Genomic DNA, 22,001 nt, shown 5'->3' on the forward strand with positions numbered 1-22,001 from the left:
TGGCAGGGGTGGCAACCATGACACTGCAGGACGAGGCGCCGATGCGCGCCGCGTCGCGCCGTAGCGCCAGCGCTGGGTTTTCCGCCGCTGAAGTGGCACGTTTGCGTGAGCATCAGAAATTCGCGGCGGCCTGCCGGCAGGGCGTTGTTTCCACCGTCGCGCTCTATGACGGCAACCGCCTGACCAATCTTCTGCTCGGCGATCGCGGCCGATCCACGATCAGCTTCTTCTGCCTCTATCTGCATGCGCTGCGCGATCCGAACGACGCGCGCTCCGGCCTTACGCTGACGCGTTTGAAGGCGGTGTGCGCCGACCAGAACGTCGCGAGCCCCGGCCGCATCGAAGCCTTCACGGTGCTGATGCGCGTACTGGGGTTCCTGCAGAAGTCGCCCGGCGATAATGACCGCAGGGTACGTCAATTGACGCCCACCGAGCGGATGTTCGCCGCCTATCGCAGCCGCTGGTCCGCTTTTATCGACGCGCTCTCGATCGTTCAGCCGCAGGCGGCGCGGCTGCATGAGGACTTCAAGGATCCGGCGTTCACGCGCGCTTTCCTGCGCAGCTCCGGCGACCGTTTTCTTTCCGGCTTCCGCCCGATCTCCGACCCGAAAGCGCGCGCGCTGTTCGGTGAGCGCAATGCCGGTCTCGTCATCGCGGGAAGCCTGCTGATGGCCGGGGCTGCGGATGATTTTCCGCCGCGGCATCCCGTCTCGGTATCGATCTCGGCGCTGGCGCGGCAGTTCGGCGTCTCGCGCGTGCACGTTCGCAAGCTGTTGCGCGACGCCGCGCAGGCCGGTTTCATCGCGCGGCCGGAGGGCGACAATGCCGGCATTGTGGTGCTGCCGCCTTTGACCGAGGCGATCTCCGATATGTTCGCCAATCTGTTTCTGGTGATGCTCCGCTCCGCGGAGGAGGCGCGCGCGGAAATCGGCGAGCCGCGCCGGGCGCATTCGGCCTGAGGCGGCGATCCGCCCAAAAATCCCCAATTGAGCGTGTGGCCCGTTTCGTTATTCACGGCACCTGACGGGTGGCTCCCCGCTGCCGGCAGCGTCCGGCCAATTTTTCGGAGGGCTTCGATGGTTCGTTTCGCTCAAGTCATTGTCGTGTTCGCCGGCATCGCCACTGCGGCATTGCTCGCGCCGGCCCCGGCGGCTGCGCAGGCGCAGTCCCCGGCCAAGACGAATGTCGCCAAACAGGTGCAGGACCGCATCGACAGGGTCGCGAAGAAGGTCCAGGCCGCCTGCAAGACCGACATTCAGCGCCGCTGCAAGAACGTGACGCCGGGCGAAGGGCGCATCCTGTATTGCATCCTCGCCTATGGCGACAAGCTGACGCCGACCTGCGCCGGCACCATGATCGAGGTCGGCCGCGATGTTTCGATGGCGATGAACGACGCCGCACGCACGGCGGACGCCTGTTACGACGACATCGAGAAGCTCTGCCCGAACGTGCCGGAAGGTGAGGGGCGGATCGCGCAGTGCCTGATCGACAACAAGCCGAAGCTCGCGTCGGCTTGCGCCGGTGAATTGGACAAGCTGCAGGCGCGGGTGAAGAAAAAATAAGCGGCCTCGCGCGCCGCTTTGCTGCCGTTACGACCCCCGGCCCGCCGGCCGGGGGTTGACCTTGCCGGGCGGTGCATCATGCTCGGCGCATGCCGAGCCACGAGCCTCCGCTGCCCGCCTTCCCGATGTCCCCGCACGAGACGACGCGGTTCAAGCTGCGGCCGGACCAGCTCGTCACCCGCATCACGCCGGCGGAGCACATCTACGTGCTGGCGCATTTCGGCATTCCGCAGATCGATGTAGCGAACTGGCGGCTGGAGGTCGGCGGCCTTGTCGCCAGGCCGCTGTCGCTGTCGCTCGACGACATCAAACGCTTTCCAAAGGTCGAGATCGAATCCTTCATCAAATGCGCCGGCTTTCCGCACGACAACACCATCAACACCCGCGCGGTGTCGAATGCGGTGTGGGGCGGGGCGCGGCTTGCCGACGTGCTCGACGCCGCCGGCCTCTCCGGCGAGGCACGCTATCTCTGGGCGCTTGCGCCCGACCACGGCACCTACGCGCGCTGGAGCGCGCCGCGCTACGCCAAGGATCTGACCGTGGAACGCGGCCGGGCGGGCGACGTATTGCTCGCCTATGAGGTCAATGGCGGTGCCTTGCCGGTCGCGCACGGCTTTCCGCTGCGGCTGTTCGTGCCGGGCTACTACGGCACCAACAGCGTGAAGTGGCTGTGCCGGATCGAGGCGGCGGATGCGCGCGTGCCGCATGTCTTCACCACCGAGCTTTACAACGATCCGGCCGGCGATGGCACGACCGCGCCGGTGTGGCAGGCCGCGCCCGAGGCGCTGATCGTGGAGCCAGCCGACCACGGCGAGATCGCCGCTGGCGACATCGATGTCTGGGGCTGGTGCTGGGGCGCCGACGCGATCGTCGCGGTCGATGTCAGCCTCGACGGCGGCAAGACCTGGCGCGCGGCCAGGGTCGCACCGCGCCGGCAGTGGGAGTGGCAATCCTTCGAGGTGGAATGCGAACTGCCGCCGGGTCAGCACGTCATCATGGCGCGGGCACGCGATGCGGCGGGCCGCGTCCAGCCGGAACGCGCGGCGCGCAACGCGATCCACAGCATCGGCGTGACGGCGGATTAGCTCCGCCGCCGGTTTGACTACATCCTTGCCTGGAACTCGCGGCGCGGCATGAGATCCGGCATCTCGGGGAGACCGGGCAGCCGGACGCGCTCGATCACGCCGCCGGTGACCTTGGCCCACGCCGACACGGCGGCGTCGCGCGTGCCGGTGACGATGCCGCGCACGGTGTCGCCGACGCCGTGCTTGCGCGGGGCGGCGGCAACGACAGGCATTGGCTGGAGCGGCGGCTGTGGCACGATGGTCTGGGTCAGGACCTGACCGGCCAGCACCTGCTGCGTCAGCGGCTGCGCGGTCTGGGCGAGCTTCGCCTCGGCGCGAGACTGCTCGGCGGCGAGCCGCATCGCGGTCGCGCGCGGTACCGGCAGCGGCACGGTCTCGGTTTGCGCGATCTGACGGCTGGCGGCGGCCTTCTCGGCAGCGGCGTCCATTTTCTGCGCCATGTCCTGTCCCTTGGCCTCGGCCTCCTGCTTGCGGGCCTGCTGGCGCAGGAAGTCGACGATCAGACCGTGCTCCTCGTGCACCAGCCGGACCATCTCCTCGCCGGCGGCGCTGTGGGCTGCGGGCTGCGGCTGATCGTTGCGGACCGCGTAGGTCAGCGCGAGCGCGCCGAGCAGGCTGGCGAACGCGACGGGCAGGGCGTCGTGGAAGAACTTCTTCGAGAACGAGGCAAGGAATTCGCGCGCGTGGCGCATGACGAAATCTCCAGAACGGGAGCGCTCAGAGACCAAGCCATCGCGGCAAAATAAGGCAGGAAAAACGGCAAAATCGGCGCGAAACCGGTGCGAAGTGACGTCGGCTGGCGCGCCGCTTCATGGGCTTCACGGTTGTGTTGTCCCCAGTGGCTTGCGTCACATCCGCGCGGCGCTCCGCAAAGGCATTCAATCGGTGTGGTCGATGCGTCAAAGATATCGTCATCGTTTTTCTGCGACGCATTTCGATTGCGAGGTTTTTGATGATGCGGTTTCGTTTCTGGTTGTCAGCCGCTCTGGTTCTGGGATTTGCAGCGCCCGATGCCGACGCACTCGCGGCCGAGCATCCGCTCACCTTGATGCAGCAGATTTATCGGCTTCCCGATCCCGACTTCGACGTGTTCTATGACAAGAAGCGGCGCCGGCAATTCTATACGGCGCGGATTGTTCGACTGATTGAAAAGAAGGAAGCCTGCTTCCGTCAAAAGTTCAAAATGGATGAACTTGACTTCAATTATATTGTACCGGGGCAGGACTACAAAATTCACTCACTGACGCTGTCGCTCATCGCGCACGATGAAGGATCGGCGCGTGTGCGCGTCGAATTGTCCGGACCGGATACCAAGGCGGGGCTTGATTATCGTCTTGAGAACGACGCAGGCCGCTGGCTGGTCGACGATGTCGTGATTGACGCCGACAATACATTGTCCAAGTCGCTCGATGGGCCGTGTTGAGACGGCGAAAATTTTTTCTTGAAACGATTTTGATCTCGTCGCCGCTGCGCGAACTGTTTCTCATGCTGCGTCATTTTGACACTTGAGAGTGCGACGCCGCATGTTGTTTCAAGGTTCATCGCCGGTTCAGTTGGGGGCTGATACCAGAAGAAATCATCCAAGGTGAAATGGGGGCGAATTGATGTTTACAAAAATTTTGATGTCCGCATCGATATTTTGCGTGATGGCTGCAGGCCCGGCTTATGCCGAACGATTTACGGTCTCGGTCAAGAAAAACGGAAAACAGAGTTGGGGCATGGGCGCTTCGGATCGCCGCGGCGGCGGCTGCGGCATGAACGGCAGGGTCGAGCCGTTTAGAGTCTGCGGGCGGACTTTCTATGCGTGCAGCAAGCACATCGGCAGACTTAGCAGGGAAATGCGCGGCGGCCATGTGGAGGTCCGTTCGGTGGACCGGCGCGGATTTCCGCGCGTCTGCTGAGTTCTTTCGGCCGGATGGCAGCTTTTCCGCCGGCCGTGAGACGCCGCAGTTCGCATCCAGCACATGACAAATCGTGGTTCACGCTTGTCCGGTATCGCCATCGCATTGACGGCCGCGTTTGGCCATGCGGCGGTCTTTGCCGCTGTTGCGTTGCTCTACGCCATGATCGTCGGCGAGCACGATACATGGCGCGGCGCGCCGGCGATTGCCATTGGCGCTTTCGTAAGCTGGCTTGTGCTGGCTGGTTCGCGGCTCGACGTGCCGGTCTGGCTGACCCTGATCGCCGGTTTCGTCACCATCGCGTTGAGTACCTTACTCGTCGTCCTGGCGACGGTGATGGTGTCGATGGGCCGCTTCGACGGCTGGCTCGCGTTTTCGATGGCGATGAACGTGCTTCCCTTCGCGCTGCTCGGCGGTGGCACGGTCGCTGCGATTGTTTCGCTGGTTTACGGGCTTGCGCTGCGGCGGTTCGCGGCGAAGCCGTAAACGGGTCGTTGGATTTGGAGGCTGCGTCATGATCCTGCGTACATCTATTTTGGCCCTGGCCAGCGTGCTCTCTCTGACATTTGGACACGTCGATGGGGCGCCTGCTCAATCGGTGGTCGAAGCATTCAAGGGCTGGACGGACAAATTCTGCGCGCGCGATCGGGCTTGCACGCGCTACACGCTGCGAAAGCAGGGCGGGACCTACCGCGCGTCAGGCGGCGAGTTCGTCAATGTCGCGCGCACCATTGTCGATGGTCCCAACGGTTATCTCATGATCGATGATGAGGGTAGCGGCGGTGGCAACGCCGTCACCGAAGCGGCGATCTTTCGTCCCGATGCAGGACCGGCGCTTTTCGTTGTGGCAAGGCGCAGCTACGAAGGCCCGAAACCCGTCGACGGGACGATCCGCGCCTTTTACTGGTTCGACGAAGGCAAGCTCACGGCGATCGAGAACGAGGCGCTCAAGATTGGGCCGCGCGATTTCGTGCCCGGCGCTGCGACGCAAGAGTCGTCAGGCTATTTCCGCAAGCCGGACGAGGCGGGGCCGGTCATTTTCCACCTGCCGCGCAAGGGAACGACGATCGCAGCCTATCTGCCGGCATTCGACCGGCGCGCATGCGTGAGCCAGGACTGGATGGGCGTCGAAGAAAGCCGGCGCGCGGCAGCCTGCGCGCAGGCAGCGCGCAGCCACAAAACCAGCCGATCGATTGTGTTCGACCGCGGCGAGGGACGTTTTATCGATGGCCCATGGGGCGAGCGGTCGCCGCCGACGTTGCGCTGACGGCGAGCCGGAAGGAAATACCCATGAGCGTGAGAAGATGCGCGGTATCGGCGGCTTTTGCAGGCGCCCTCGGTTTTGTTGCGTGGACGGCAGCGCATTCCGAGCCGTTGAAAACCGACGGCCTTCGTCCCTTCAGAACTGCCGATTGCCCTGGCTACTGCGAGAAGAGCAGCCCGGATGATGTCGAGAAATGCACGAACCGCTGCGTCAAGCGCATCAAGCGAATGAGGGCGTCGTGGCCCGATCGCTGCTGGAGGCTTTGTCCGCCGGACCGCCGTCGGCCGTCGGGCAAATCAAGAGGCCTGGATCATCAGGCAGACGATCTCGTGAAGAGAAAAAGGAGGTACCAATGACATTTCGTGCAATGATTTTTGCGCTCGGTTTTGCGTTGTCGGCTATGCTGGGCTTGTCCAGCGCACAAGCTGCCAATTTCGGGCCGTTGTCCCTGCTTGCGCAGGGGGCGCCGAGTCTCGTGGAGAAGGTGCGCTGCCGCACGGTCTCCGAGCCGCGGCGGACCTGCAAGCCTCGGCGTAACGGCATCATGGCGTGCGGCACAACCTATGTGCGCCGCACGGTCTGCACGCCACGCGCCCAGTGCCGCAGGGTGCGGACCTGTCACACGCGCTATTACGCCGGCAAGCGGAGCAGCCCGTACCGGGTTTGCAGCACCCGCCGCGTTTGCTGATCGATCGCGCGGCGCCGACGTGCCTTGGGGCCAATCGGCGCCGCGCTCGCGTTAAGATGCAAGCGCACGCACTAAAAAACCCCCGGTCTAACGACCGGGGGTTCAAGTTGGGAGGAGAGAGCCCGAGCAGGGTCAGCTCAGGCCATCAAGATGTACGCAGACGCTACGCGGGGGCCTCAACCCGCGGCCGCGGATGACACCGCGGCTAGCGCACTTACGTTTGGCGCGTGATCTGATCCGAAAACCGCTTCGCACTTTTCGGGATCACGCGCACGCGGGAATCCTTTCGCAGCCGGCGGTTACGCCGGAATTCTTTCATCGGCGTCGCTCGGCTCGCGCAGAACGTAACCGCGGCCCCACACCGTCTCGATGTAGTTCTTGCCCTGCGGCCAATCCTGCGCCTTGGAAGCGTTGGCGAGCTTCTTGCGCAGCTTGCAGATGAAGACGTCGATGATCTTCAGCTCCGGCTCGTCCATGCCGCCGTAGAGATGATTGAGAAACATCTCCTTGGTCAGCGTGGTGCCCTTGCGGAGCGAGAGCAGCTCGAGCATCTGATATTCCTTGCCCGTCAGGTGCACGCGCTGGCCGTCGACTTCGACCGTCTTGGTGTCGAGGTTGACGACGAGATCGCCGGTGTTGATGACCGACTGGGCGTGACCCTTGGAGCGGCGCACGATCGCGTGGATGCGCGCGATCAGCTCGTCCTTGTGGAAGGGCTTGGTCATGTAGTCGTCGGCGCCGAAGCCGAGACCGCGGACCTTGTCCTCGATGCCGGCAAGGCCGGAGAGGATCAGAATGGGGGTTTTGACCTTGGAAACCCGCAGGGAGCGCAGCACCTCGAAACCCGACATGTCGGGGAGGTTCAGGTCCAAGAGGATGATGTCGTAGTCGTAGAGCTTTCCGAGGTCGACGCCTTCCTCGCCCAGATCGGTGGTGTAGACGTTAAACGCCTCCGATTTGAGCATCAGCTCGATCGACTGTGCGGTCGCGCTGTCGTCTTCAATGAGCAATACGCGCATGCCAGTCCCTTTCCTCGCCGCGTCGGCCTCAATATCGGGCCAGCCCCAGTGGCGGCCTCAAGAAAACGCTTTGGGACAAACTGATTCGGACACTAGCCGCGTATGGTTAACAAAACCTGATTCCCGGTGGCAAGCACGGACTGGGCTTTCTGGCCCGAATCGTCCTAAACTGTTGCCCCGGAGTGGTTTTTTAGCCACGCGCAGGTTCATGTACCGCGTTAAGAGTCAGGCCTAACCGACTCCCACGACTCGCCACTCCGTCCTGGACCCGGCGAGCTCGGTCCCTTGTCCCAATCGTTCGGTTACTTGGACGCTACGCAATGATTAACGACGCGGGTAAACACGAGGTTAAAGCAACGCTTTATTCGGTAATCCTAAGCGCGGGTGAATTTTCGCTGCCCGTCAGGCTTATCGATCTGCGCCTTGCCATTATTTGGCCGTCTCACGGGCCTGACTTTTTATGAAAGCTCTCGCCGAACAGATAACCGACCTCGACGGCGTCGAGATCTACGGCCGGGTCATCGGCATCCGCGGCCTGATGGTCGAGATCGCAGGCCCCATCTACGCCATGCCGATGGGCGCGCGGCTCACCATCGAGACCGGCGGGGCGAAGGGCATCTCCTGCGAGGTCGTCGGCTTCTCCGGCGACAACGCGCTCGCCATGCCGTTCGGCTCGCTGGAGGGCGTGCGGCGGGGCTGCCGGGCGGTCGTCAGCTCGTCGGCGAGCGCGGTGCGCCCCTCCGACGGCTGGCTTGGCCGCGTCGTCAACGCGATGGGCGAGCCGATCGACGGCCTCGGGCCGCTGCCGCCGGGTCCGGCGCCTTATCCGTTCCGCAACGAGCCGCCGGCCGCGCATGCGCGCCAGCGCGTCGGCGCCGCGCTCGACCTCGGCGTGCGGGCGCTCAACACCTTCATCACCACCTGCCGCGGCCAGCGCATGGGCATCTTCGCCGGCTCCGGCGTCGGCAAGTCGGTGCTGTTGTCGATGCTCGCCCGCAACGTCGCCGCCGACGTGTCGGTCATTGGCCTTGTCGGCGAGCGCGGCCGCGAGGTGCAGGAATTCCTGCAGGACGATCTCGGCCCGGCCGGCCTCGCGCGCTCGGTCGTGGTGGTGTCGACCTCCGACGAGCCGGCGCTGATGCGCCGCCAGGCGGCTTACCTCACGCTCTCCATCGCCGAATATTTCCGCGACGACGGCAAGGACGTGCTGGTGCTGATGGACTCGGTGACTCGCTTTGCGATGGCGCAGCGCGAGATCGGCCTGTCGGCCGGTGAACCACCGACCGCCAAGGGCTACACGCCGACCGTCTTCACCGAACTGCCGCGGCTGCTGGAGCGCGCGGGGCCGGGGCCGGAGCAGGGCACCATCACCGGCATCTTCACGGTGCTCGTCGACGGCGACGATCACAACGAGCCGGTGGCCGACGCGGTGCGCGGCATTCTCGACGGCCATATCGTGATGGAGCGCGCGATCGCCGAGCGCGGACGTTTCCCCGCGATCAATATTCTCAAATCGATCTCGCGCACCATGCCGCGCTCGGCCGACCCGGCCTATCTGCCGGCGATCACCCATGCCAAGCAGGTGATGGCGACCTATGCCGACATGGAAGAGCTGATCCGGCTCGGCGCCTACCGCCCCGGCACCAGCGCCGAAGTGGACGCGGCGATCGGTTTCCACGAGCCGCTCGAGGACTTCCTGCGCCAGGGTAAGGAAGAAGCAACGAGTATGGCGGAGGGCTATGCCCGGTTGGCGGAGATTCTCGCCGCTAACGGCCAGTCCTGAGCCGGTTTGCGCGATTTGCCGCCGATGCGCCCACCCTTCCGCAATCTGGGGAAAGCGCACGACACCGCCCAATTTGGAAACCGAAAACTAACGTTATTGCGTCAGCTTGTCCCTGAAGGAAGGGTCTACCGCGCGCTCCTTTGCGCCCGCTGTATGTCGGGCCGCGGATCGCGTCATACGGACTTCGGGGGAGTATGAGTCGATGAAGTCACGCGAAACCTTGATCCGCCTGAAGAAATTTCAGGTCGACGAGAAACGGCGCAAGGTCGCCCAGATCGAGGCGATGATCGCCGAGTTCGATCGCATGTGCGCGGATCTCGATCGCGAGATCAAGACCGAGCAGGAGCGCGCCGGCATCCACGATCCGTCGCATTTCGCCTATCCGACCTATGCCAAGGCCGCGATCACCCGCCGCGACAATCTCCTGCGCTCGGCCGGCGAATTGAAGATGCAGCTCGACGACGCCCAGGCCGCGCTCGGCGAAGCTTTCGAGGAATTGAAGAAGGTCGAGATGCTCGAGCAGCGCGACCAGCAGCGCGAGCGCACCGAGCAGAACGCCCGCGAGCAGGCCGAACTGGATCGCATCGGCGCGCTCAACTATCAGCGCGCCCGCGCGTAAGTTTTTTTATCGCTGGATGGATTGCAAACGGCGCCTTCGCGGGCGCCGTTTTCATTTGCGGACCGTCTGCTCTGCTGCCGTTACCGCCCGGCGAAGACCGGCCGCCGCTTGCCGAGCCAGGCGGCGATGCCTTCCTGGAAATCGGCGGTCGGCACCATGCGGGCGAAGAAGCCTGCCTCGATGGCGAGCGCTTCGTCGATCGGCACGTTGATGCCGCGCGTCACGCTGCCGAGCGCGGCGGCGAGCGCGAGAGGTGATTTTTCGGCGATGCGCTCGGCGAGATCGAACGCCGCGTCGCGCAGCCTGTCGTGCGGCACCACCTCGTTGACGAGGCCGCAGTCGCGCGCCTGTTTGGCGCCAATCGGCTCGCCGGTGAGGATCATTGCGAGCGCCCGCTTGCGCCCGATCAGGCGCGGCAGCCGCTGCGTGCCGCCGAAGGGCGGCGCGAAGCCGAGATTGATCTCGGCCTTGGAGAAGCGCGCGCTTTCGCTGGCGAGCGCGATGTGGGTTGCCTCGGTGATTTCCGAGCCGCCGCCGAAGGCGAGGCCGTTCACCGCCGCGATCACCGGCTTCGAAAAATTCTCGATGCGCGCGGTCATGCGCTGGCCGGGACTGACGAAGTCGCGCAGTGCGACGGCCGCGCCCTGCGCGACGATGGGCGCGAAGTCGGCAATGTCGGCGCCGGCGGAAAAGGCGCGGCCCGCGCCGGTGAGGATGACGACGCGGACGGCGTCGTCGCGTTCGATGGCGTCGAGCCGGGCCATCATGCAGTCGATCATGTCCATGTTGATGGCGTTGAGCTTGTCGGGCCGATTCAGCGTCAGCAGCGCGACCGCGCCGCGGGTCTGGCACAGCACGGTGTCGGAGGCGGCGGGGTCGGCGGCGCGGCCGGGTTTTTTCGGGGCAGGTTTAGGCGCGGGCGAAGCGGGGGTCTCGCTGAGTTTCAGAACGGTCATGAGCGGGCTTTCCTGGCTGATGCGGCTTGCTCCGGGGCGCGGCCGCGGAGCGAAGCGATTGCCGCCATGCTGGGTTTGTCTCCGCCTTGTGTATACTCACTAGACAGTATACTTTGCGGCATGCCGCGCGACGCCGACGTGACCCGCCAACGCATCATCCAGGCCGCCCAGAAGCTCTATTACGGGCAGGGCATCCGCAGTGCGAGCGTCGACGCCATCGCCGCGCGGGCCGGTGTCACCAAGAAGACCTTCTATTATCACTTCCGCAGCAAGGACGATGTGATCGCGGTGTCGCTCGACTCGCGCGATCAGCCGACGCTCGACATCGTTTCCGGCTGGCTGAACGGCCCCGGCCCGCTGGCGCAGCGCCTTGTCGCGGTGTTTGACGGCATCGCGCCGCTCGCGGCCAATCCGCGCTGGAAGGGCTGCGGTTTCCTGCGCACGGTGGCCGAGCTTGCGAGCACGCCGGGCCATCCGGCGGTCAAGGCCGGAGCGGCGCACAAGAAAAGGATGGAGGCGATGTTCGCCGCAGCCTTCCGTGCCGAGGGTCTGTCGAAACCGGAAGAACGGGCGCTGCAGGTGATGATCCTGTTCGACGGCGCGCTGACCGAGATGTTCGTGCACCGCGACCCGGTCTACGCCAGGTCCGCCGGACGCATGGCGGCGATGCTGGCGAGCTGACGCCTATTTCTTCCCCGGCGCGGGCTTGGGCTTCATCAATGCCAATTCGTGTTCGAGCTTGGCGAGCGCCGATTTCAGCGCGGCGACTTCGGCGCGCGCCGCGGCAAGTTCACGGTTGGCGGTCTGCTGCTCGCGGGTGAGCTTCGTCAAAGCTTGCTGGAGAAACTGCGTGTTGGCCTGCAGGCAGCCGGTGCGCCGCTCCATCGACTTTTCGGCGGTGCAGACTTCGAGGCCGCGGATGTCCTGCGCGACGGTCACCGCGGCCGAGGCGGCCAGCAGCAGCAAGGCGGGCAAAAGGCGCTTGATCATGGGCAGACGCTCCGGTTTCGGCGCGCACTATAGCGCGAACCGGCGCGGCAAATCGCACCTCGCGGGTGCTTGTTTCCGGGGCGGAACGGGGCGATCCTTGACGCCAACCGCGCGAGAAGACGCGGCCCGAGGACACGCCCCGAGGATTTTTGATGTCGAACGCCGCGCCGAACCGCCGCTCGTTTCCGCTCAACGCCTGGTATGTCGCGGCGTGGAGCCGCGAGGTCACCCACGCGCTCGCGCCGCGCACGATCTGCGACAAGAAAATCGTGATGTACCGCACCGGCGAGGGCAAGCCGGTCGCGCTCGAAGACGCCTGCTGGCACCGCCTCGCGCCCTTGTCGAAGGGTTGGCTCGAGGGCGATCAGGTCGTGTGCGGCTATCACGGCCTCGTCTTCAACGCGCAGGGGCGCTGCACGCACATGCCCTCGCAGGAGACGATCAATCCGTCCGCCTGCGTGCGCGTGTTCCCGGCGGTCGAGAAACACGGCTTCATCTGGCTGTGGCCGGGCGAGCCGGCGCTGGCGGACCCGGCGACCATCCCCGACATGCACTGGGTCAACGATCCCGAATGGGCGGGCGAGGGCGTCGTCACGCCGATGGCCTGCAACTACCGGCTGATCGTCGACAACCTCATGGACCTCACGCACGAGACTTTCGTGCACAAGACATCCATTGGAAATTCGGCGGTCGCCGAAGCGCCGTTCGAGGTGACGCATGGCGAGCGCACCGCGCAGCTCACGCGCTGGATGCTCGGCATCGAGCCTCCGCCGTTCTGGGCGTTCCAACTCGGCAGCAGGCTCGGCATCGAGGGCAAGGTCAATGTCGACCGCTGGCAGTACATCAACTTCGAGGCGCCGGCGGCGGTGGTGCTCGACGTCGGCGTGGCGCTTGCCGGCACCGGCGCGCCGCAAGGCGATCGCTCCAAGGGCGTCAACCTGCGCATCTGCCATTTCATCACTCCGGAGACCGAGCGCACCTGTCATTTCTTCTGGGTGCTGCGGCGGAATTTCAAGCTCGACGACGCCGAGCTGACGGTCGCGACGCGTGAGCGCAACGCCGCCATCGTCGCCGAGGACAAGGACGTGCTGATCGCCCAGCAGCAGGCGATGGAGGCCGCGCCGGACGCGGTGTTCTACAACCTCAACATCGACGCCGGCGCGATGTGGGCGCGGCGCATTCAGGAGCGCATGATCGACGCCGAGGCGCCGCCTGTGCTGCGCGCGGCGGAGTAGCCTCATGCGGACGGTAGAGACTTGGACGCCGGCCATCGTGCGGGCCGTGACGCAACTGACGCCGACCATCAGGCTGATCGACCTCGTGCCGGAAGGTCTCTCCGTGCGCGGCTATCCGCTCGGCGGACACCTCAACGTGGGTGTGATGATCGGCGGCAAGCCCGATACGCGGTCCTATTCCATCGTCGGCGCGGACGGCTGCTACCGGATCGCGGTCAAGCGCGCGCCCGACAGCCGCGGCGGTTCGGAGTATATGTGGACGCTCGGCGAGGGATCGCGGCTCAGCGTGTCGAACGCGCGGTCGAGCTTCCCGCTCGATATCGGCTATCGCGGCTATCACCTGATCGCGGCCGGTATCGGCATCACGCCGATCCTCGGCATGGCGCTGGCACTCGCGGCGCGCGGCGAAAACCTGCGGCTCGCCTATGCGGCGCGCAGCGCGGACGAACTTGCTTTCGCAGATGAGCTGAAAGCGGCGCTGGGCGCGCGGCTGACGCCGCATATTTCAGGCGAGGGCCGGCGGCTCGATGTCGATGCATTTCTCGCGGCGGTGCCGCCCGGCGATCTGGTGATGATCTGCGGGCCGCTGCCGATGATCGACGCCGCGCGGCGGATATGGAAAGCAATGGGGCGACCCGCGACGGATCTGCGCTTCGAAACCTTCGGCTCCAGCGGCGCCCATGCGCCGGAACAATTCAAGGTGAAGCTGCCGCAGTTCGACACCGAGATCGTGGTTGCCGAAAACCAGTCGATGCTCGATGCGTTGAACGCCGCCGGCTACGAGGTCATCTCCGATTGCCGGCGCGGCGAATGCGGCGTCTGCGCGGTCAATATCCTTGGCGTCGAGGGCGAGGTCGACCATCGCGATGTGTTCTTCAGCGAGCACCAGCGCGGTGAAAACCGCAAGATGTGCGTCTGCGTCTCGCGCGCGGTCGGTACGGTCAGCATCGACGCGATGATCCGGCCGGACCCGGCGCGGATCTGAGCCCATCAATCAGTCATTCCGGGGCGTCCGCCCAACGGGTCCGCGTAAAGCGCGGCCCGATGGGCGTGACGAACCCGGAATCCAGCTTAGCCGATGGCCTTTGTGGTTCTGGATTCCGGATCGCCGCTGCGCGGCGTCCGGAATGACGCAGAGGGGTTTGACTATACCACCTTCGCCGCGCCCTTGCGCAGCGCGGCCTCGGCTTCCGTGACCATCGACGTGACGATCTTTGCCGCCGGCTCGCGGGCGTGGATGAGGCCGGTCGCTTCGCCGACCACCGTGAGCGCCATGTCGTAGTCGCCGCGCGCGCGCGCCTGCGCGTAAGCCTCTTTCAGCTTGCCGAATTGCGCGCGGGCTTCGGCGTCGCGGCCCTGCCATTCGCTGGCGAACCTGTTGCGCAACACCCGGAAGGAATATTCCGCCGGCCAGTCGACGCCGCGCAGCGGGTCGAGCGCGGCGGTGCGCACCGTCGCGTCGCCGTCGGCTTCGATGCCGCGCGCGACCGCGTCCGGATGGGTGAGGGCTTCCTCCGCCGCCCAGAAGCGCGAGCCGACCAGCACGCCGTCGGCGCCGAGCGTCAGCGCGGCGGCAAGGCCACGCCCGTCGCCGACGCCGCCGGCCGCGAGCAAGATGACGTCAGGCGCGTGTTTCGCGAGATAGTCGGCGGCTTCCGGCACGAAGGGCAGCGTCGAGCGCGCGCCGCCGTGGCCGCCGGCCTCGGCGCCCTGCGCGATCACGACCGCCGCGCCGGCATCGACCGCCGTGCGGACATCGGCCAGTGTTTGCGCCTGCGCGAACAGCGGCACGCCGGCGTCATGTGCCTGCCGCGCGAAGGGCTGGAGTTCGCCGAAGGACAGGAACAGGCAGGCCGGCTTCTTCGACAGCGCCCATTCGACCATCTGCGGCGCGTGATGCACGGCCCAGGAGATGAAGCCGATGCCGATCGGCGTGTTGCCGGCGGCGTGGTATTCCTCGTCGAGATCGGGTTCGCCGCCGTGGGTCCCGGCATAGCCGCCGCCGAGAATGCCGAGCCCGCCCGCCGCCGTTACGGCCGCCGCCAGTTTCCCGCCGGTCACCAGCGCCATCGGCGCGCAGACGATGGGATGCTGCAGCTTGAAGCGTTCGGTCAGGCGCGTCGCGATCATGGAAAACTCCCGGCGAGGATGCCGGCAAGTCTAGCAGGGCAAAGGCGACTGGTGCCGATGTGAGTGACGAAGTTTCAATTCGTGCGGCGCGAAACCAAAAACCGCCTTCGCCCAACTCTTTCTGTCATGCCTCCGCGTAGGCGGGGCATCCAGTAAACATTTGAATCGTTTGCGTGTACTGGATCGCCCGCCTTCGCGGGCGATGACGTTCGGAGACTGTTGCGGTTGTTTAGCCCGCGCGCCGATAGGGCAGATAACGCGGCGTCCACATCTTGGCGCGTACGGCGGCTTCGACGTCGCCGGTGTAGCCGGCAAGCCCCTCGGCCTGCGCCTGCTTGCCGACCGCGATGGCGACAGCGACGGCGACCTCGTGCAGTGCCGTCACCGGCGGCAGCAGATTGGCTTTCGGGTCGTGGCGCGATGGCGACAGCGCGGCGAGCGCCTTGGCGGCGGCCATGAACATCGCGTCGCTGATGCGGCGCGACTTCGTGGCGATTGCGCCGAGGCCGACGCCGGGGAAAATGTAGGAATTGTTGGTCTGGTCGACACGGAACGGCGCGCCGCCCCGCGTGATCGGCGGGAACGGGCTGCCGCAGCCGATCAGCGCGCGGCCCTCGCTCCAGCGCTCGACATCGGCGGGCTTGGCCTCCGCGCAGGAGATCGGGTTCGACAGCGGGAAGATGATCGGCCGCGCGTTGTGCTTCGCCATCGCGCGCACCGCGGTCTCGGTGAAGGCGCCGCTCTGCCCGGACACGCCGATCAGCGCGGTGGGCTTCGCGTTGTAGATGACTTCGAGCAGGCTGACACGGTCGCCGCCGCCGAGCGCCCAGCCCTCGAGCGCCGCGCGCGGCTGCGCGAACGGCCGCTGGAACGGCGCGAGGTCGTTCATGCCGTCGAGCAGCAGGCCGTCCTTGTCGACGAGATAGAAGCGCCGCGCGGCTTCCTTTGGGTCGACGCCGGCGTCGATCATCGCGGCCATCAGCAGCGAGGCGATGCCGCAGCCGGCCGAACCCGCGCCGAAGATCGCGATGCGCTGCTCGGAAAACGGCGCGCCGGTGACGTTGATGGCGGACAACAGCGTGCCGGTCGCGACCGCCGCAGTGCCCTGGATGTCGTCGTTGAAGGTGCAGAGCCGGTCGCGATAGCGGTCCAAGAGCCGCGTCGCGTTCGCCTTGGCGAAATCTTCCCATTGCAGCAGCACATGCGGCCAGCGTTCATGCGCCGCGCTGACGAATTCCTCGACGAAGCTGTCGTATTCTTCGCCCCGGCTGCGCCCGCGCCGCCAGCCGATATAGAGCGGGTCGTCGAGGCAGTCCGGATTGTCGGTGCCGACGTCGAGCAGCACCGGCAGCGTGGTCGCCGGGTCGATGCCGCCGCAGGCGGTGTAGAGCGCGAGCTTGCCGATCGGGATGCCCATGCCGCCGGCGCCCTGGTCGCCGAGGCCGAGGATGCGCTCGCCGTCGGTGACGACGATCACCTCGGTGCGGTCGAACAGCGGATTGGCGAGAATTTCGCGGATGCGCTGGCGATGCGGGATCGAGAGGAACAGACCGTGGGCGCGGCGGAACAGTCCGCTGAAATGCGCGCAGCCGGCGCCGACCGTCGGGGTGTAGACGATCGGCAGCAGTTCCTCGAGGTTCTGCTCGAGCATCGCGAAGAACAGCGTCTCGTTGGTGTCCTGCAGGTCGCGCAGGAAGGCGTAGCGCTCGAGGTCGCTGCCGAAGGCGCGGAACGCCTGCAGGCGGCGGCCGATCTGCTCCTCGATGGTGGTGACGCGCGGCGGCAGCAGGCCGTGCAGGCCGAAGGCGTCGCGCTCGGCGTCGGTGAAGGCGGTGCCTTTGTTGAGCCGTGCGTCGGACAGCAGATGATGGCCGGCAAGGCTCGGCGGAATGGCAATGGTGTGGTCGGAGGAGCTGGACAAGGAGGCCGCCGCGGCAGGTCGTTGGTGTCGATACGGCCGGTCTATAGCACGCCGGTTAAAATGCGTTGACCGCACTGAGCGCAGGACGCCGCAGCAAAAACACAAGCGTTTCGCTAAAAAAACGCGCCCCTTAAGGGCGCGCTGGAAGTCGGGGAGGTTCAATGCAGAGACGGGGAGTTCACTGCAAGGAATTCGAAAAAACCGGAACCTAGCGGATGGTCACCGGCATGTCGGCGGCGGCAAAGCCGGTCACCGGGGTCACGACGCTCGGCGCCTGCCGGGCGAAAATCTCGGGGCCGGGGTTCGACACCCGCAACGCCACCGCGAGGGTGGTAATGACGGTTGCGAGCGCGAGGCCGACAACCACAATCTTCAAATGAGTGACGCGATCCGCGGAATACAGCGTGGAATTCATGTTGCGCTCCCGAAATTCCTTCGACCGTTTGGTCCTTCGACCGTTGGTCGCCCGGCGGGGCAAACAGGTTCAAAGCTTCCTTCTGACAACAAACCTCGGCACGAGACGTTCCACTCACACGCAAAAATACGATTGAGCGGGGAGGGTAGGATCGCACCCGGCAGCCCCGATGACCGAAAATGGCCAAATCCGGGGTATTTCCGGGGTTTGAGTGCGGATTTTGCCGAAAAACCCTGATATTTCAGCGAGGGCTCAGGCAGCTCCGCGGCGGGGCCGCCCAATTGTGGCAGCCTCCCGGGGACCCGGCGGGCATCGCTTCTTCTAGATGCTGTCGACCGTCTTCAGGCGCGCCCGCGGATGGATTTCCGACTGGCTCATCACCGGTGTCTGCGCCCGGAACCGCTCGACGATGCTGCGCACGAAGGTGCGGATACCGGCCGAACAGACGAGGACCGGCGCTTCGCCCTCGCGGGCGGCCGCCTCGAATTTCTCACGCACCAGCGTGATGAATTCCGACAGCAGCGAGGGTTGCATGGCGAGATGGCGGTCGTCGCCCTGGCCGACGATCGAATCCATGAAGGCCTGCTCCCATTTCGCGGTCAGCGCGATGATCGGAAGCTGCCCGCTGGCCGAGGTGTGCTGCGCGCAGATCTGGCGCGCGAGCCGCGAGCGCACATGCTCGGCCAGCATCACCGGATTGCGCGAGAAGGCGAGGCCGTCGGCGATGCCTTCCAGGATGGTGGCGAGATCGCGGATCGAGACGCGCTCGCCGAGTAGCAGTTGCAGCACGCGCTGGATGCCGGAATTGGTGATCTGCGCCGGCACGATGTCCTTCAGCAGCTCGGCCTGATCCTTCGGCAGTTCCTTCAGGAGCTTCTGCACCTCGCCATAGGACAGGAGCTCCGCGGTGTTGCCCTTCAGCAATTCGGTGAGGTGCGTCGACAGCACGGTCGCGGCGTCGACGACGGTGTAACCCTTGAGCGAGGCTTCTTCCTTGAGCGCGGCATCGACCCAGGTGGCGGGCAGGCCGAAGGTCGGCTCGGTGGTGTGATGGCCCGGCATCTCGACCTGCGCGCCAGCCGGGTCCATGACCATGTACTGGTTCGGCCAGATGCGGCCGCCGCCGGCGTCCACTTCCTTGATCTTGATGACATACGCATTGGCTTCGAGCTGCACGTTGTCGAGAATGCGCACGGCGGGCATGACGAAGCCCATTTCGATGGCGAGCGAACGGCGCAGCGCCTTGATCTGCTCGGTCAGGCGGTCGTTGCCGTCCGGCGAGTTGACCAGCGGCAGCAGCGCGTAGCCGAGTTCGATCTTGAGGTCGTCGATCTTGAGCGCGGTCGAGATCGGCTCTTCCGCGGTCTGGGCTTTCGCGGCGACGGTCGCCTTCTGCTGCGCGGCGGCGACCTTGGCCGCCTTGACGCGCTTGTCGGCGTAATAAGCGAGCGCGCCGGCGCCGCCGCCGAGCGCGAGGAACGGGATCATCGGAATGCCGGGCAGCAGCGCGAGGCAGACCATGACCGCGCTCGACATGCCCAGCGCCTTCGGATAGCCGGACAGTTGCGTGACGAAGGCCTTGTCGGCGGCGCCGGAGACGCCGGCCTTCGAGACGAGAAGGCCCGCGGCGGTCGAGACCACCAGCGCCGGAATCTGCGTGACGAGGCCGTCGCCGACGGTGAGCAGCGTGTAGGAGCGGGCGGCTTCCGCGAAGCTCAGGTTCTGCTGCACGATGCCGATGATCATGCCGCCGATCACGTTGATGAAGACGACGAGCAGGCCGGCGATGGCGTCGCCGCGCACGAATTTCGAAGCGCCGTCCATCGCGCCGAAGAAGCCGCCCTCGGCTTCCAGCGTCAGGCGGCGGGCGCGGGCCTCCTTTTCGTCGATCAGTCCGGCGGACAGGTCGGCGTCGATCGCCATCTGCTTGCCGGGCATGGAGTCGAGGTGGAAGCGCGCCGCGACTTCGGCGATGCGGCCCGAACCCTTGGTGATGACGACGAAGTTGACGATGATCAGGATCGTGAAGACGATGATGCCGATCACGAAATTGCCGCTCATCACGAAGTTGCCGAACGCCTGAATGACGTGGCCGGCGGCGTCGGTGCCCTCGTGGCCGTGGCTGAGGATCAGCCGCGTCGAGGCGAGGTTGAGCGACAGCCGCAACATCGTCGAGATCAGCAGGATGGTCGGGAAGGCGGAGAATTCGAGCGGCGTGTGGATGAACAGCGCCGTCATCAGGATCAGCACCGAGAAGATGATCGAGATGGCGAGCGCGAAATCGAGCAGCAGCGGCGGCAGCGGCAGGATCAGGACGACGAGGATCGCCAGCACGCCGATCGCAAGCGTCAGATCGCCCTGTTTCAGGACGTCGCTGAGCTTGCCGAATTTGGGGAGCCTGAAGCCCGATGCCGTCGGCGCTGCCGCGCCGGCGGCCGGAGGCATCTCTCCAGCGGTGACGTCGCTCATAAAACCAGGTTGGTCGCCACCCCAGTCCCCCGGTGGCCCGGACGCGCCGCTACAAACGTCCGGCAGCCCGCCAGACCGGCAATTTTTGCCCGGTTTATGGTTAGCGTCGGGTTAACGCCCCGGAATCCGGCCTTTTTGACGCAGCCTCCGGCCCCTGTGACGCGAATTCAGGGCGCCCGCACATCCGCTGCACCGCCTCGGGCCGGCCAATGACCAGCGGATGCCGCCAGAACCGCAGGTCGGCGACCCCGGCGGCGGTCGCCTCCGGCACGAAACGCTCGAACGGCCGCCAGCCATCCTCGCCGTGCTGGCGAATGTCGCCGCCTGCCGCCTGCACCAGCGCGAGGCCGCCGGCGACGTCCCAGATGTTCGGTGCGTTGAAGCGGGCGACCCGCAGGATGCCGGCCGCTGTGAGCGCGCATTCGATGGCCGCCGAGCCGGTCTTGCGGCCATCCCAGCCGCCGTCGGACGGCTGGGCATCCGGTATGCCGGCGAGGCCGGTGCGCACCGCGGGGTTGATCCTGGGCGTGACGTCCTCGCCGTCGAAACGGAGCCGGCCGCCGTGCCTCGCATGATAGACGCCGCTGCGCAGCGCATGGCTCGCCGAGCACCACAGCGCGCCGGCAACCGGGCGTCCGCGATGCAGCACGCCGATCGAGGCCGCGAACATCGGAAAGCCGTTGATGAAATTGGAGGTGCCGTCGATCGGGTCGACCGCCCAGACGATGTCGTGGTCGCGGGCCGGCCGGTCGTCCATCTCCTCACCGATCACGTCATGAGCGGGAAAGCGCTCCGCCACGCGGGCGCGGATCAGCGTCTCGACGTTGTGGTCGACCTCGGACACCGGATCGCGCCAAAGCTCGTCGCCGGTCGCCGCCGTCTTGTAACGGATGGTGAGCAGGCCGCCGAGCGCGTTGACGATCTCCGCGCCGGCGAGCCGCGCCAGCTCCACCGCCAGATCCTCGACTTGCGCCAGGTCGCCGGCCGCTATCGTCGCTTCCGGTTTCGCCATGATTTGGAAACCGGCGACCGCGTCGATGGTTCCGGCGTGAGCCAGCATTTGAGGATCCGCACCGGTTCCGGCTCGAACGACAGATGCACGGTTTGTTCGTCGGTTTGCGCCGGCTTCAATTCGTCGTCGAGCCGCTGCGGCGCGGCGCGCCAGCGCAGCGAGACGTTGCGGCCGCGATAGACCGAGGCGGGCGGGGCGCCGCGCGGCGCCTCCACCCAGTCCATCATCGCCTTGCGTCGGCCGGCATCGAAGCAGACGACGTCGAACATCCGGTCGTCCGCCGCTGCGGCCGGCGCGAGTTTTAGCGCCGGGCCGGTATAGGCGATGTTCATGACCTCGACGCCGAGCACCGATTTCGTCACTCGTTTTCTGTCGACCGTGATGTCGACGCGAAACGGCTTTGCGGTTTTCAGAATTCGCCGCAGCACTTTCCGGCCATAGGCGAGGGCGGCGGCGCCGATCAGGCCGGTGCCGTCCTTGTCGCCGTCGCTCATCAGGCGCGGCATTGCGCCGAGGCCGAAGGTTTCGAGAAAGGTCGCGCTGCCCCAAAGACCTTCCGCCTTGCCGACGTCGAGCTTGAGCAGCTCGTGCGGATGCCAGCTTTCGCAGAGGACATGAGGCAGGCCCGCGGTGCCGAAGGCGCGGCCGATGTTGTTGGCGGTGCCGAGCGGTATCAGTGCGACCGGCACCGCGCGGTCCTTGAGCGCGCCGATCACCTTGCCGATGGTGCCGTCGCCGCCGGCGATCACCAGGATGTCGGCGTCGCGCGCCCTGAATTTTGCAAGATCGCGCGCGAAGGATTTCTTCCTGGTCGAATGATATTCGGTGTCATAGCCGGCGAGACGTAGCGCGTCCTTGATGGCTTTCTTGTCGTGACTGTCTTCGATTCCCGCGTCCGGGTTGTGGCAGATATAGGCGCGCATGGCTCACCATAACGTGGCCGTGCCTCCGT

Annotated in this window: 22 protein-coding genes; 12 read left to right on the top strand and 10 right to left on the bottom strand. The window is 65.9% G+C overall.

Going from position 1 to position 22,001, the window contains the following annotated elements; translation table 11 throughout:
• The first annotated feature begins 17 nt into the window (after positions 1 to 17).
• The 3 genes from AB7F10_RS05440 (at position 18) to AB7F10_RS05450 (ending at position 2,647) form a co-directional block, all read left to right on the top strand.
• Positions 18 to 959 (top strand): hypothetical protein, encoded by a 942-nt coding sequence (locus AB7F10_RS05440; protein ID WP_428559914.1) that lies wholly within the window; start codon positions 18 to 20, stop codon positions 957 to 959.
• Positions 960 to 1,076: 117 nt separating this feature from the next.
• Positions 1,077 to 1,562, top strand: a complete 486-nt coding sequence (locus AB7F10_RS05445) for a cysteine rich repeat-containing protein (RefSeq protein ID WP_428559912.1) — start codon at positions 1,077 to 1,079, stop codon at positions 1,560 to 1,562.
• An 89-nt stretch (positions 1,563 to 1,651) separates the two neighbouring features.
• The gene (locus AB7F10_RS05450) at positions 1,652 to 2,647 is read left to right on the top strand and encodes a molybdopterin-dependent oxidoreductase (protein ID WP_428559910.1); all 996 of its coding nucleotides are present in this window, start codon (positions 1,652 to 1,654) and stop codon (positions 2,645 to 2,647) included.
• A gap of 17 nt (positions 2,648 to 2,664) precedes the next feature.
• Here AB7F10_RS05450 and AB7F10_RS05455 read toward each other — a convergent pair whose 3' ends face one another.
• Entirely contained in the window at positions 2,665 to 3,339 is a 675-nt protein-coding gene (locus tag AB7F10_RS05455; RefSeq protein WP_428559907.1) for a hypothetical protein, read from the bottom strand.
• Between the two features lie 260 nt (positions 3,340 to 3,599).
• On the opposite strand from AB7F10_RS05455, the gene AB7F10_RS05460 reads away from it, so the two are divergent.
• The 4 genes from AB7F10_RS05460 to AB7F10_RS05475 all read left to right on the top strand — a co-directional run bounded on the left by AB7F10_RS05460 (position 3,600) and on the right by AB7F10_RS05475 (position 5,815).
• Positions 3,600 to 4,070 carry a hypothetical protein gene (locus AB7F10_RS05460; protein ID WP_428559904.1) on the top strand — a complete coding sequence of 157 codons (471 nt, stop codon included), beginning with the start codon at positions 3,600 to 3,602 and terminating at the stop codon, positions 4,068 to 4,070.
• Between the two features lie 181 nt (positions 4,071 to 4,251).
• Positions 4,252 to 4,548 carry a hypothetical protein gene (locus AB7F10_RS05465; RefSeq protein ID WP_428559902.1) on the top strand — a complete coding sequence of 99 codons (297 nt, stop codon included), beginning with the start codon at positions 4,252 to 4,254 and terminating at the stop codon, positions 4,546 to 4,548.
• A 63-nt stretch (positions 4,549 to 4,611) separates the two neighbouring features.
• On the top strand, positions 4,612 to 5,034 hold the full coding sequence (locus AB7F10_RS05470; RefSeq protein WP_428587131.1) for a hypothetical protein: 423 nt from the start codon (positions 4,612 to 4,614) through the stop codon (positions 5,032 to 5,034).
• A gap of 28 nt (positions 5,035 to 5,062) precedes the next feature.
• Entirely contained in the window at positions 5,063 to 5,815 is a 753-nt protein-coding gene (locus AB7F10_RS05475) for a hypothetical protein (RefSeq protein WP_428559897.1), read from the top strand.
• A gap of 984 nt (positions 5,816 to 6,799) precedes the next feature.
• On the opposite strand, the gene ctrA is transcribed toward AB7F10_RS05475, so the two are convergent.
• Entirely contained in the window at positions 6,800 to 7,519 is a 720-nt protein-coding gene (gene ctrA, locus AB7F10_RS05480; RefSeq protein WP_428559895.1) for a response regulator transcription factor CtrA, read from the bottom strand.
• A 460-nt stretch (positions 7,520 to 7,979) separates the two neighbouring features.
• Here ctrA and fliI point away from each other — a divergent pair, with 460 nt between their 5' ends.
• Together fliI and fliJ are read left to right on the top strand one after the other, a co-directional pair.
• Complete coding sequence (gene fliI / locus AB7F10_RS05485) at positions 7,980 to 9,302, top strand: flagellar protein export ATPase FliI (RefSeq protein WP_428559893.1); 1,323 nt, start codon at positions 7,980 to 7,982, stop codon at positions 9,300 to 9,302.
• A 202-nt stretch (positions 9,303 to 9,504) separates the two neighbouring features.
• Positions 9,505 to 9,921, top strand: coding sequence for a flagellar export protein FliJ (gene fliJ / locus AB7F10_RS05490; RefSeq protein WP_428559890.1), 417 nt, complete (start codon positions 9,505 to 9,507; stop codon positions 9,919 to 9,921).
• An 80-nt stretch (positions 9,922 to 10,001) separates the two neighbouring features.
• Here the strand turns inward: fliJ and AB7F10_RS05495 are convergent, their stop codons facing one another.
• Positions 10,002 to 10,877, bottom strand: coding sequence for a crotonase/enoyl-CoA hydratase family protein (locus AB7F10_RS05495; protein ID WP_428559888.1), 876 nt, complete (start codon positions 10,875 to 10,877; stop codon positions 10,002 to 10,004).
• Between the two features lie 120 nt (positions 10,878 to 10,997).
• Here AB7F10_RS05495 and AB7F10_RS05500 point away from each other — a divergent pair, with 120 nt between their 5' ends.
• The gene (locus tag AB7F10_RS05500; RefSeq protein ID WP_428559886.1) at positions 10,998 to 11,558 is read left to right on the top strand and encodes a TetR/AcrR family transcriptional regulator; all 561 of its coding nucleotides are present in this window, start codon (positions 10,998 to 11,000) and stop codon (positions 11,556 to 11,558) included.
• Between the two features lie 3 nt (positions 11,559 to 11,561).
• Here AB7F10_RS05500 and AB7F10_RS05505 read toward each other — a convergent pair whose 3' ends face one another.
• A complete protein-coding gene (locus tag AB7F10_RS05505) occupies positions 11,562 to 11,867 on the bottom strand; it encodes a hypothetical protein (protein ID WP_428559884.1) in 306 nt (101 codons plus the stop codon).
• A gap of 152 nt (positions 11,868 to 12,019) precedes the next feature.
• On the opposite strand from AB7F10_RS05505, the gene AB7F10_RS05510 reads away from it, so the two are divergent.
• Positions 12,020 to 13,102 carry a Rieske 2Fe-2S domain-containing protein gene (locus AB7F10_RS05510; protein ID WP_428559882.1) on the top strand — a complete coding sequence of 361 codons (1,083 nt, stop codon included), beginning with the start codon at positions 12,020 to 12,022 and terminating at the stop codon, positions 13,100 to 13,102.
• A 4-nt stretch (positions 13,103 to 13,106) separates the two neighbouring features.
• Complete coding sequence (locus AB7F10_RS05515; protein ID WP_428559880.1) at positions 13,107 to 14,087, top strand: PDR/VanB family oxidoreductase; 981 nt, start codon at positions 13,107 to 13,109, stop codon at positions 14,085 to 14,087.
• Positions 14,088 to 14,248: 161 nt separating this feature from the next.
• Here AB7F10_RS05515 and AB7F10_RS05520 read toward each other — a convergent pair whose 3' ends face one another.
• The 6 genes from AB7F10_RS05520 to AB7F10_RS05545 all read right to left on the bottom strand — a co-directional run bounded on the left by AB7F10_RS05520 (position 14,249) and on the right by AB7F10_RS05545 (position 21,972).
• On the bottom strand, positions 14,249 to 15,232 hold the full coding sequence (locus AB7F10_RS05520; RefSeq protein ID WP_428559877.1) for an NAD(P)H-dependent flavin oxidoreductase: 984 nt from the start codon (positions 15,230 to 15,232) through the stop codon (positions 14,249 to 14,251).
• 229 nt (positions 15,233 to 15,461) lie between these two features.
• Positions 15,462 to 17,153: an NAD-dependent malic enzyme gene (locus AB7F10_RS05525; RefSeq protein ID WP_428559874.1), complete on the bottom strand. Its 1,692-nt coding sequence runs from the start codon at positions 17,151 to 17,153 to the stop codon at positions 15,462 to 15,464.
• 208 nt (positions 17,154 to 17,361) lie between these two features.
• Positions 17,362 to 17,568: a hypothetical protein gene (locus tag AB7F10_RS05530; RefSeq protein WP_428559872.1), complete on the bottom strand. Its 207-nt coding sequence runs from the start codon at positions 17,566 to 17,568 to the stop codon at positions 17,362 to 17,364.
• 321 nt (positions 17,569 to 17,889) lie between these two features.
• A complete protein-coding gene (gene flhA, locus AB7F10_RS05535; protein WP_428559870.1) occupies positions 17,890 to 20,037 on the bottom strand; it encodes a flagellar biosynthesis protein FlhA in 2,148 nt (715 codons plus the stop codon).
• A 100-nt stretch (positions 20,038 to 20,137) separates the two neighbouring features.
• Positions 20,138 to 21,097 carry an inositol monophosphatase family protein gene (locus AB7F10_RS05540; RefSeq protein WP_428559868.1) on the bottom strand — a complete coding sequence of 320 codons (960 nt, stop codon included), beginning with the start codon at positions 21,095 to 21,097 and terminating at the stop codon, positions 20,138 to 20,140.
• Complete coding sequence (locus AB7F10_RS05545) at positions 21,025 to 21,972, bottom strand: diacylglycerol/lipid kinase family protein (RefSeq protein ID WP_428559866.1); 948 nt, start codon at positions 21,970 to 21,972, stop codon at positions 21,025 to 21,027. The genes AB7F10_RS05540 and AB7F10_RS05545 overlap by 73 nt, the downstream gene beginning before the upstream one ends.
• Positions 21,973 to 22,001 lie beyond the last annotated feature (29 nt).

This window comes from Pseudolabrys sp. (assembly GCF_050250095.1).
Classification (GTDB): domain Bacteria; phylum Pseudomonadota; class Alphaproteobacteria; order Rhizobiales; family Xanthobacteraceae; genus Pseudolabrys.

Bases quoted from the DNA above. Each gene is read 5' to 3' on its own strand.
- AB7F10_RS05455 (WP_428559907.1), bottom strand. From the start codon at position 3,339: ATGCGCCACGCGCGCGAATTCCTTGCCTCGTTCTCGAAGAAGTTCTTC.
- AB7F10_RS05440 (WP_428559914.1), top strand. From the start codon at position 18: ATGACACTGCAGGACGAGGCGCCGATGCGCGCCGCGTCGCGCCGTAGC.
- AB7F10_RS05450 (WP_428559910.1), top strand. From the start codon at position 1,652: ATGCCGAGCCACGAGCCTCCGCTGCCCGCCTTCCCGATGTCCCCGCAC.
- AB7F10_RS05465 (WP_428559902.1), top strand. From the start codon at position 4,252: ATGTTTACAAAAATTTTGATGTCCGCATCGATATTTTGCGTGATGGCT.
- AB7F10_RS05475 (WP_428559897.1), top strand. From the start codon at position 5,063: ATGATCCTGCGTACATCTATTTTGGCCCTGGCCAGCGTGCTCTCTCTG.
- fliI (WP_428559893.1), top strand. From the start codon at position 7,980: ATGAAAGCTCTCGCCGAACAGATAACCGACCTCGACGGCGTCGAGATC.
- AB7F10_RS05545 (WP_428559866.1), bottom strand. From the start codon at position 21,972: ATGCGCGCCTATATCTGCCACAACCCGGACGCGGGAATCGAAGACAGT.
- flhA (WP_428559870.1), bottom strand. From the start codon at position 20,037: ATGAGCGACGTCACCGCTGGAGAGATGCCTCCGGCCGCCGGCGCGGCA.
- AB7F10_RS05530 (WP_428559872.1), bottom strand. From the start codon at position 17,568: ATGAATTCCACGCTGTATTCCGCGGATCGCGTCACTCATTTGAAGATT.
- AB7F10_RS05500 (WP_428559886.1), top strand. From the start codon at position 10,998: ATGCCGCGCGACGCCGACGTGACCCGCCAACGCATCATCCAGGCCGCC.
- AB7F10_RS05520 (WP_428559877.1), bottom strand. From the start codon at position 15,232: ATGATCGCGACGCGCCTGACCGAACGCTTCAAGCTGCAGCATCCCATC.
- ctrA (WP_428559895.1), bottom strand. From the start codon at position 7,519: ATGCGCGTATTGCTCATTGAAGACGACAGCGCGACCGCACAGTCGATC.
- AB7F10_RS05510 (WP_428559882.1), top strand. From the start codon at position 12,020: ATGTCGAACGCCGCGCCGAACCGCCGCTCGTTTCCGCTCAACGCCTGG.
- AB7F10_RS05470 (WP_428587131.1), top strand. From the start codon at position 4,612: ATGACAAATCGTGGTTCACGCTTGTCCGGTATCGCCATCGCATTGACG.
- fliJ (WP_428559890.1), top strand. From the start codon at position 9,505: ATGAAGTCACGCGAAACCTTGATCCGCCTGAAGAAATTTCAGGTCGAC.
- AB7F10_RS05495 (WP_428559888.1), bottom strand. From the start codon at position 10,877: ATGACCGTTCTGAAACTCAGCGAGACCCCCGCTTCGCCCGCGCCTAAA.
- AB7F10_RS05445 (WP_428559912.1), top strand. From the start codon at position 1,077: ATGGTTCGTTTCGCTCAAGTCATTGTCGTGTTCGCCGGCATCGCCACT.
- AB7F10_RS05505 (WP_428559884.1), bottom strand. From the start codon at position 11,867: ATGATCAAGCGCCTTTTGCCCGCCTTGCTGCTGCTGGCCGCCTCGGCC.
- AB7F10_RS05515 (WP_428559880.1), top strand. From the start codon at position 13,107: ATGCGGACGGTAGAGACTTGGACGCCGGCCATCGTGCGGGCCGTGACG.
- AB7F10_RS05540 (WP_428559868.1), bottom strand. From the start codon at position 21,097: ATGCTGGCTCACGCCGGAACCATCGACGCGGTCGCCGGTTTCCAAATC.
- AB7F10_RS05460 (WP_428559904.1), top strand. From the start codon at position 3,600: ATGATGCGGTTTCGTTTCTGGTTGTCAGCCGCTCTGGTTCTGGGATTT.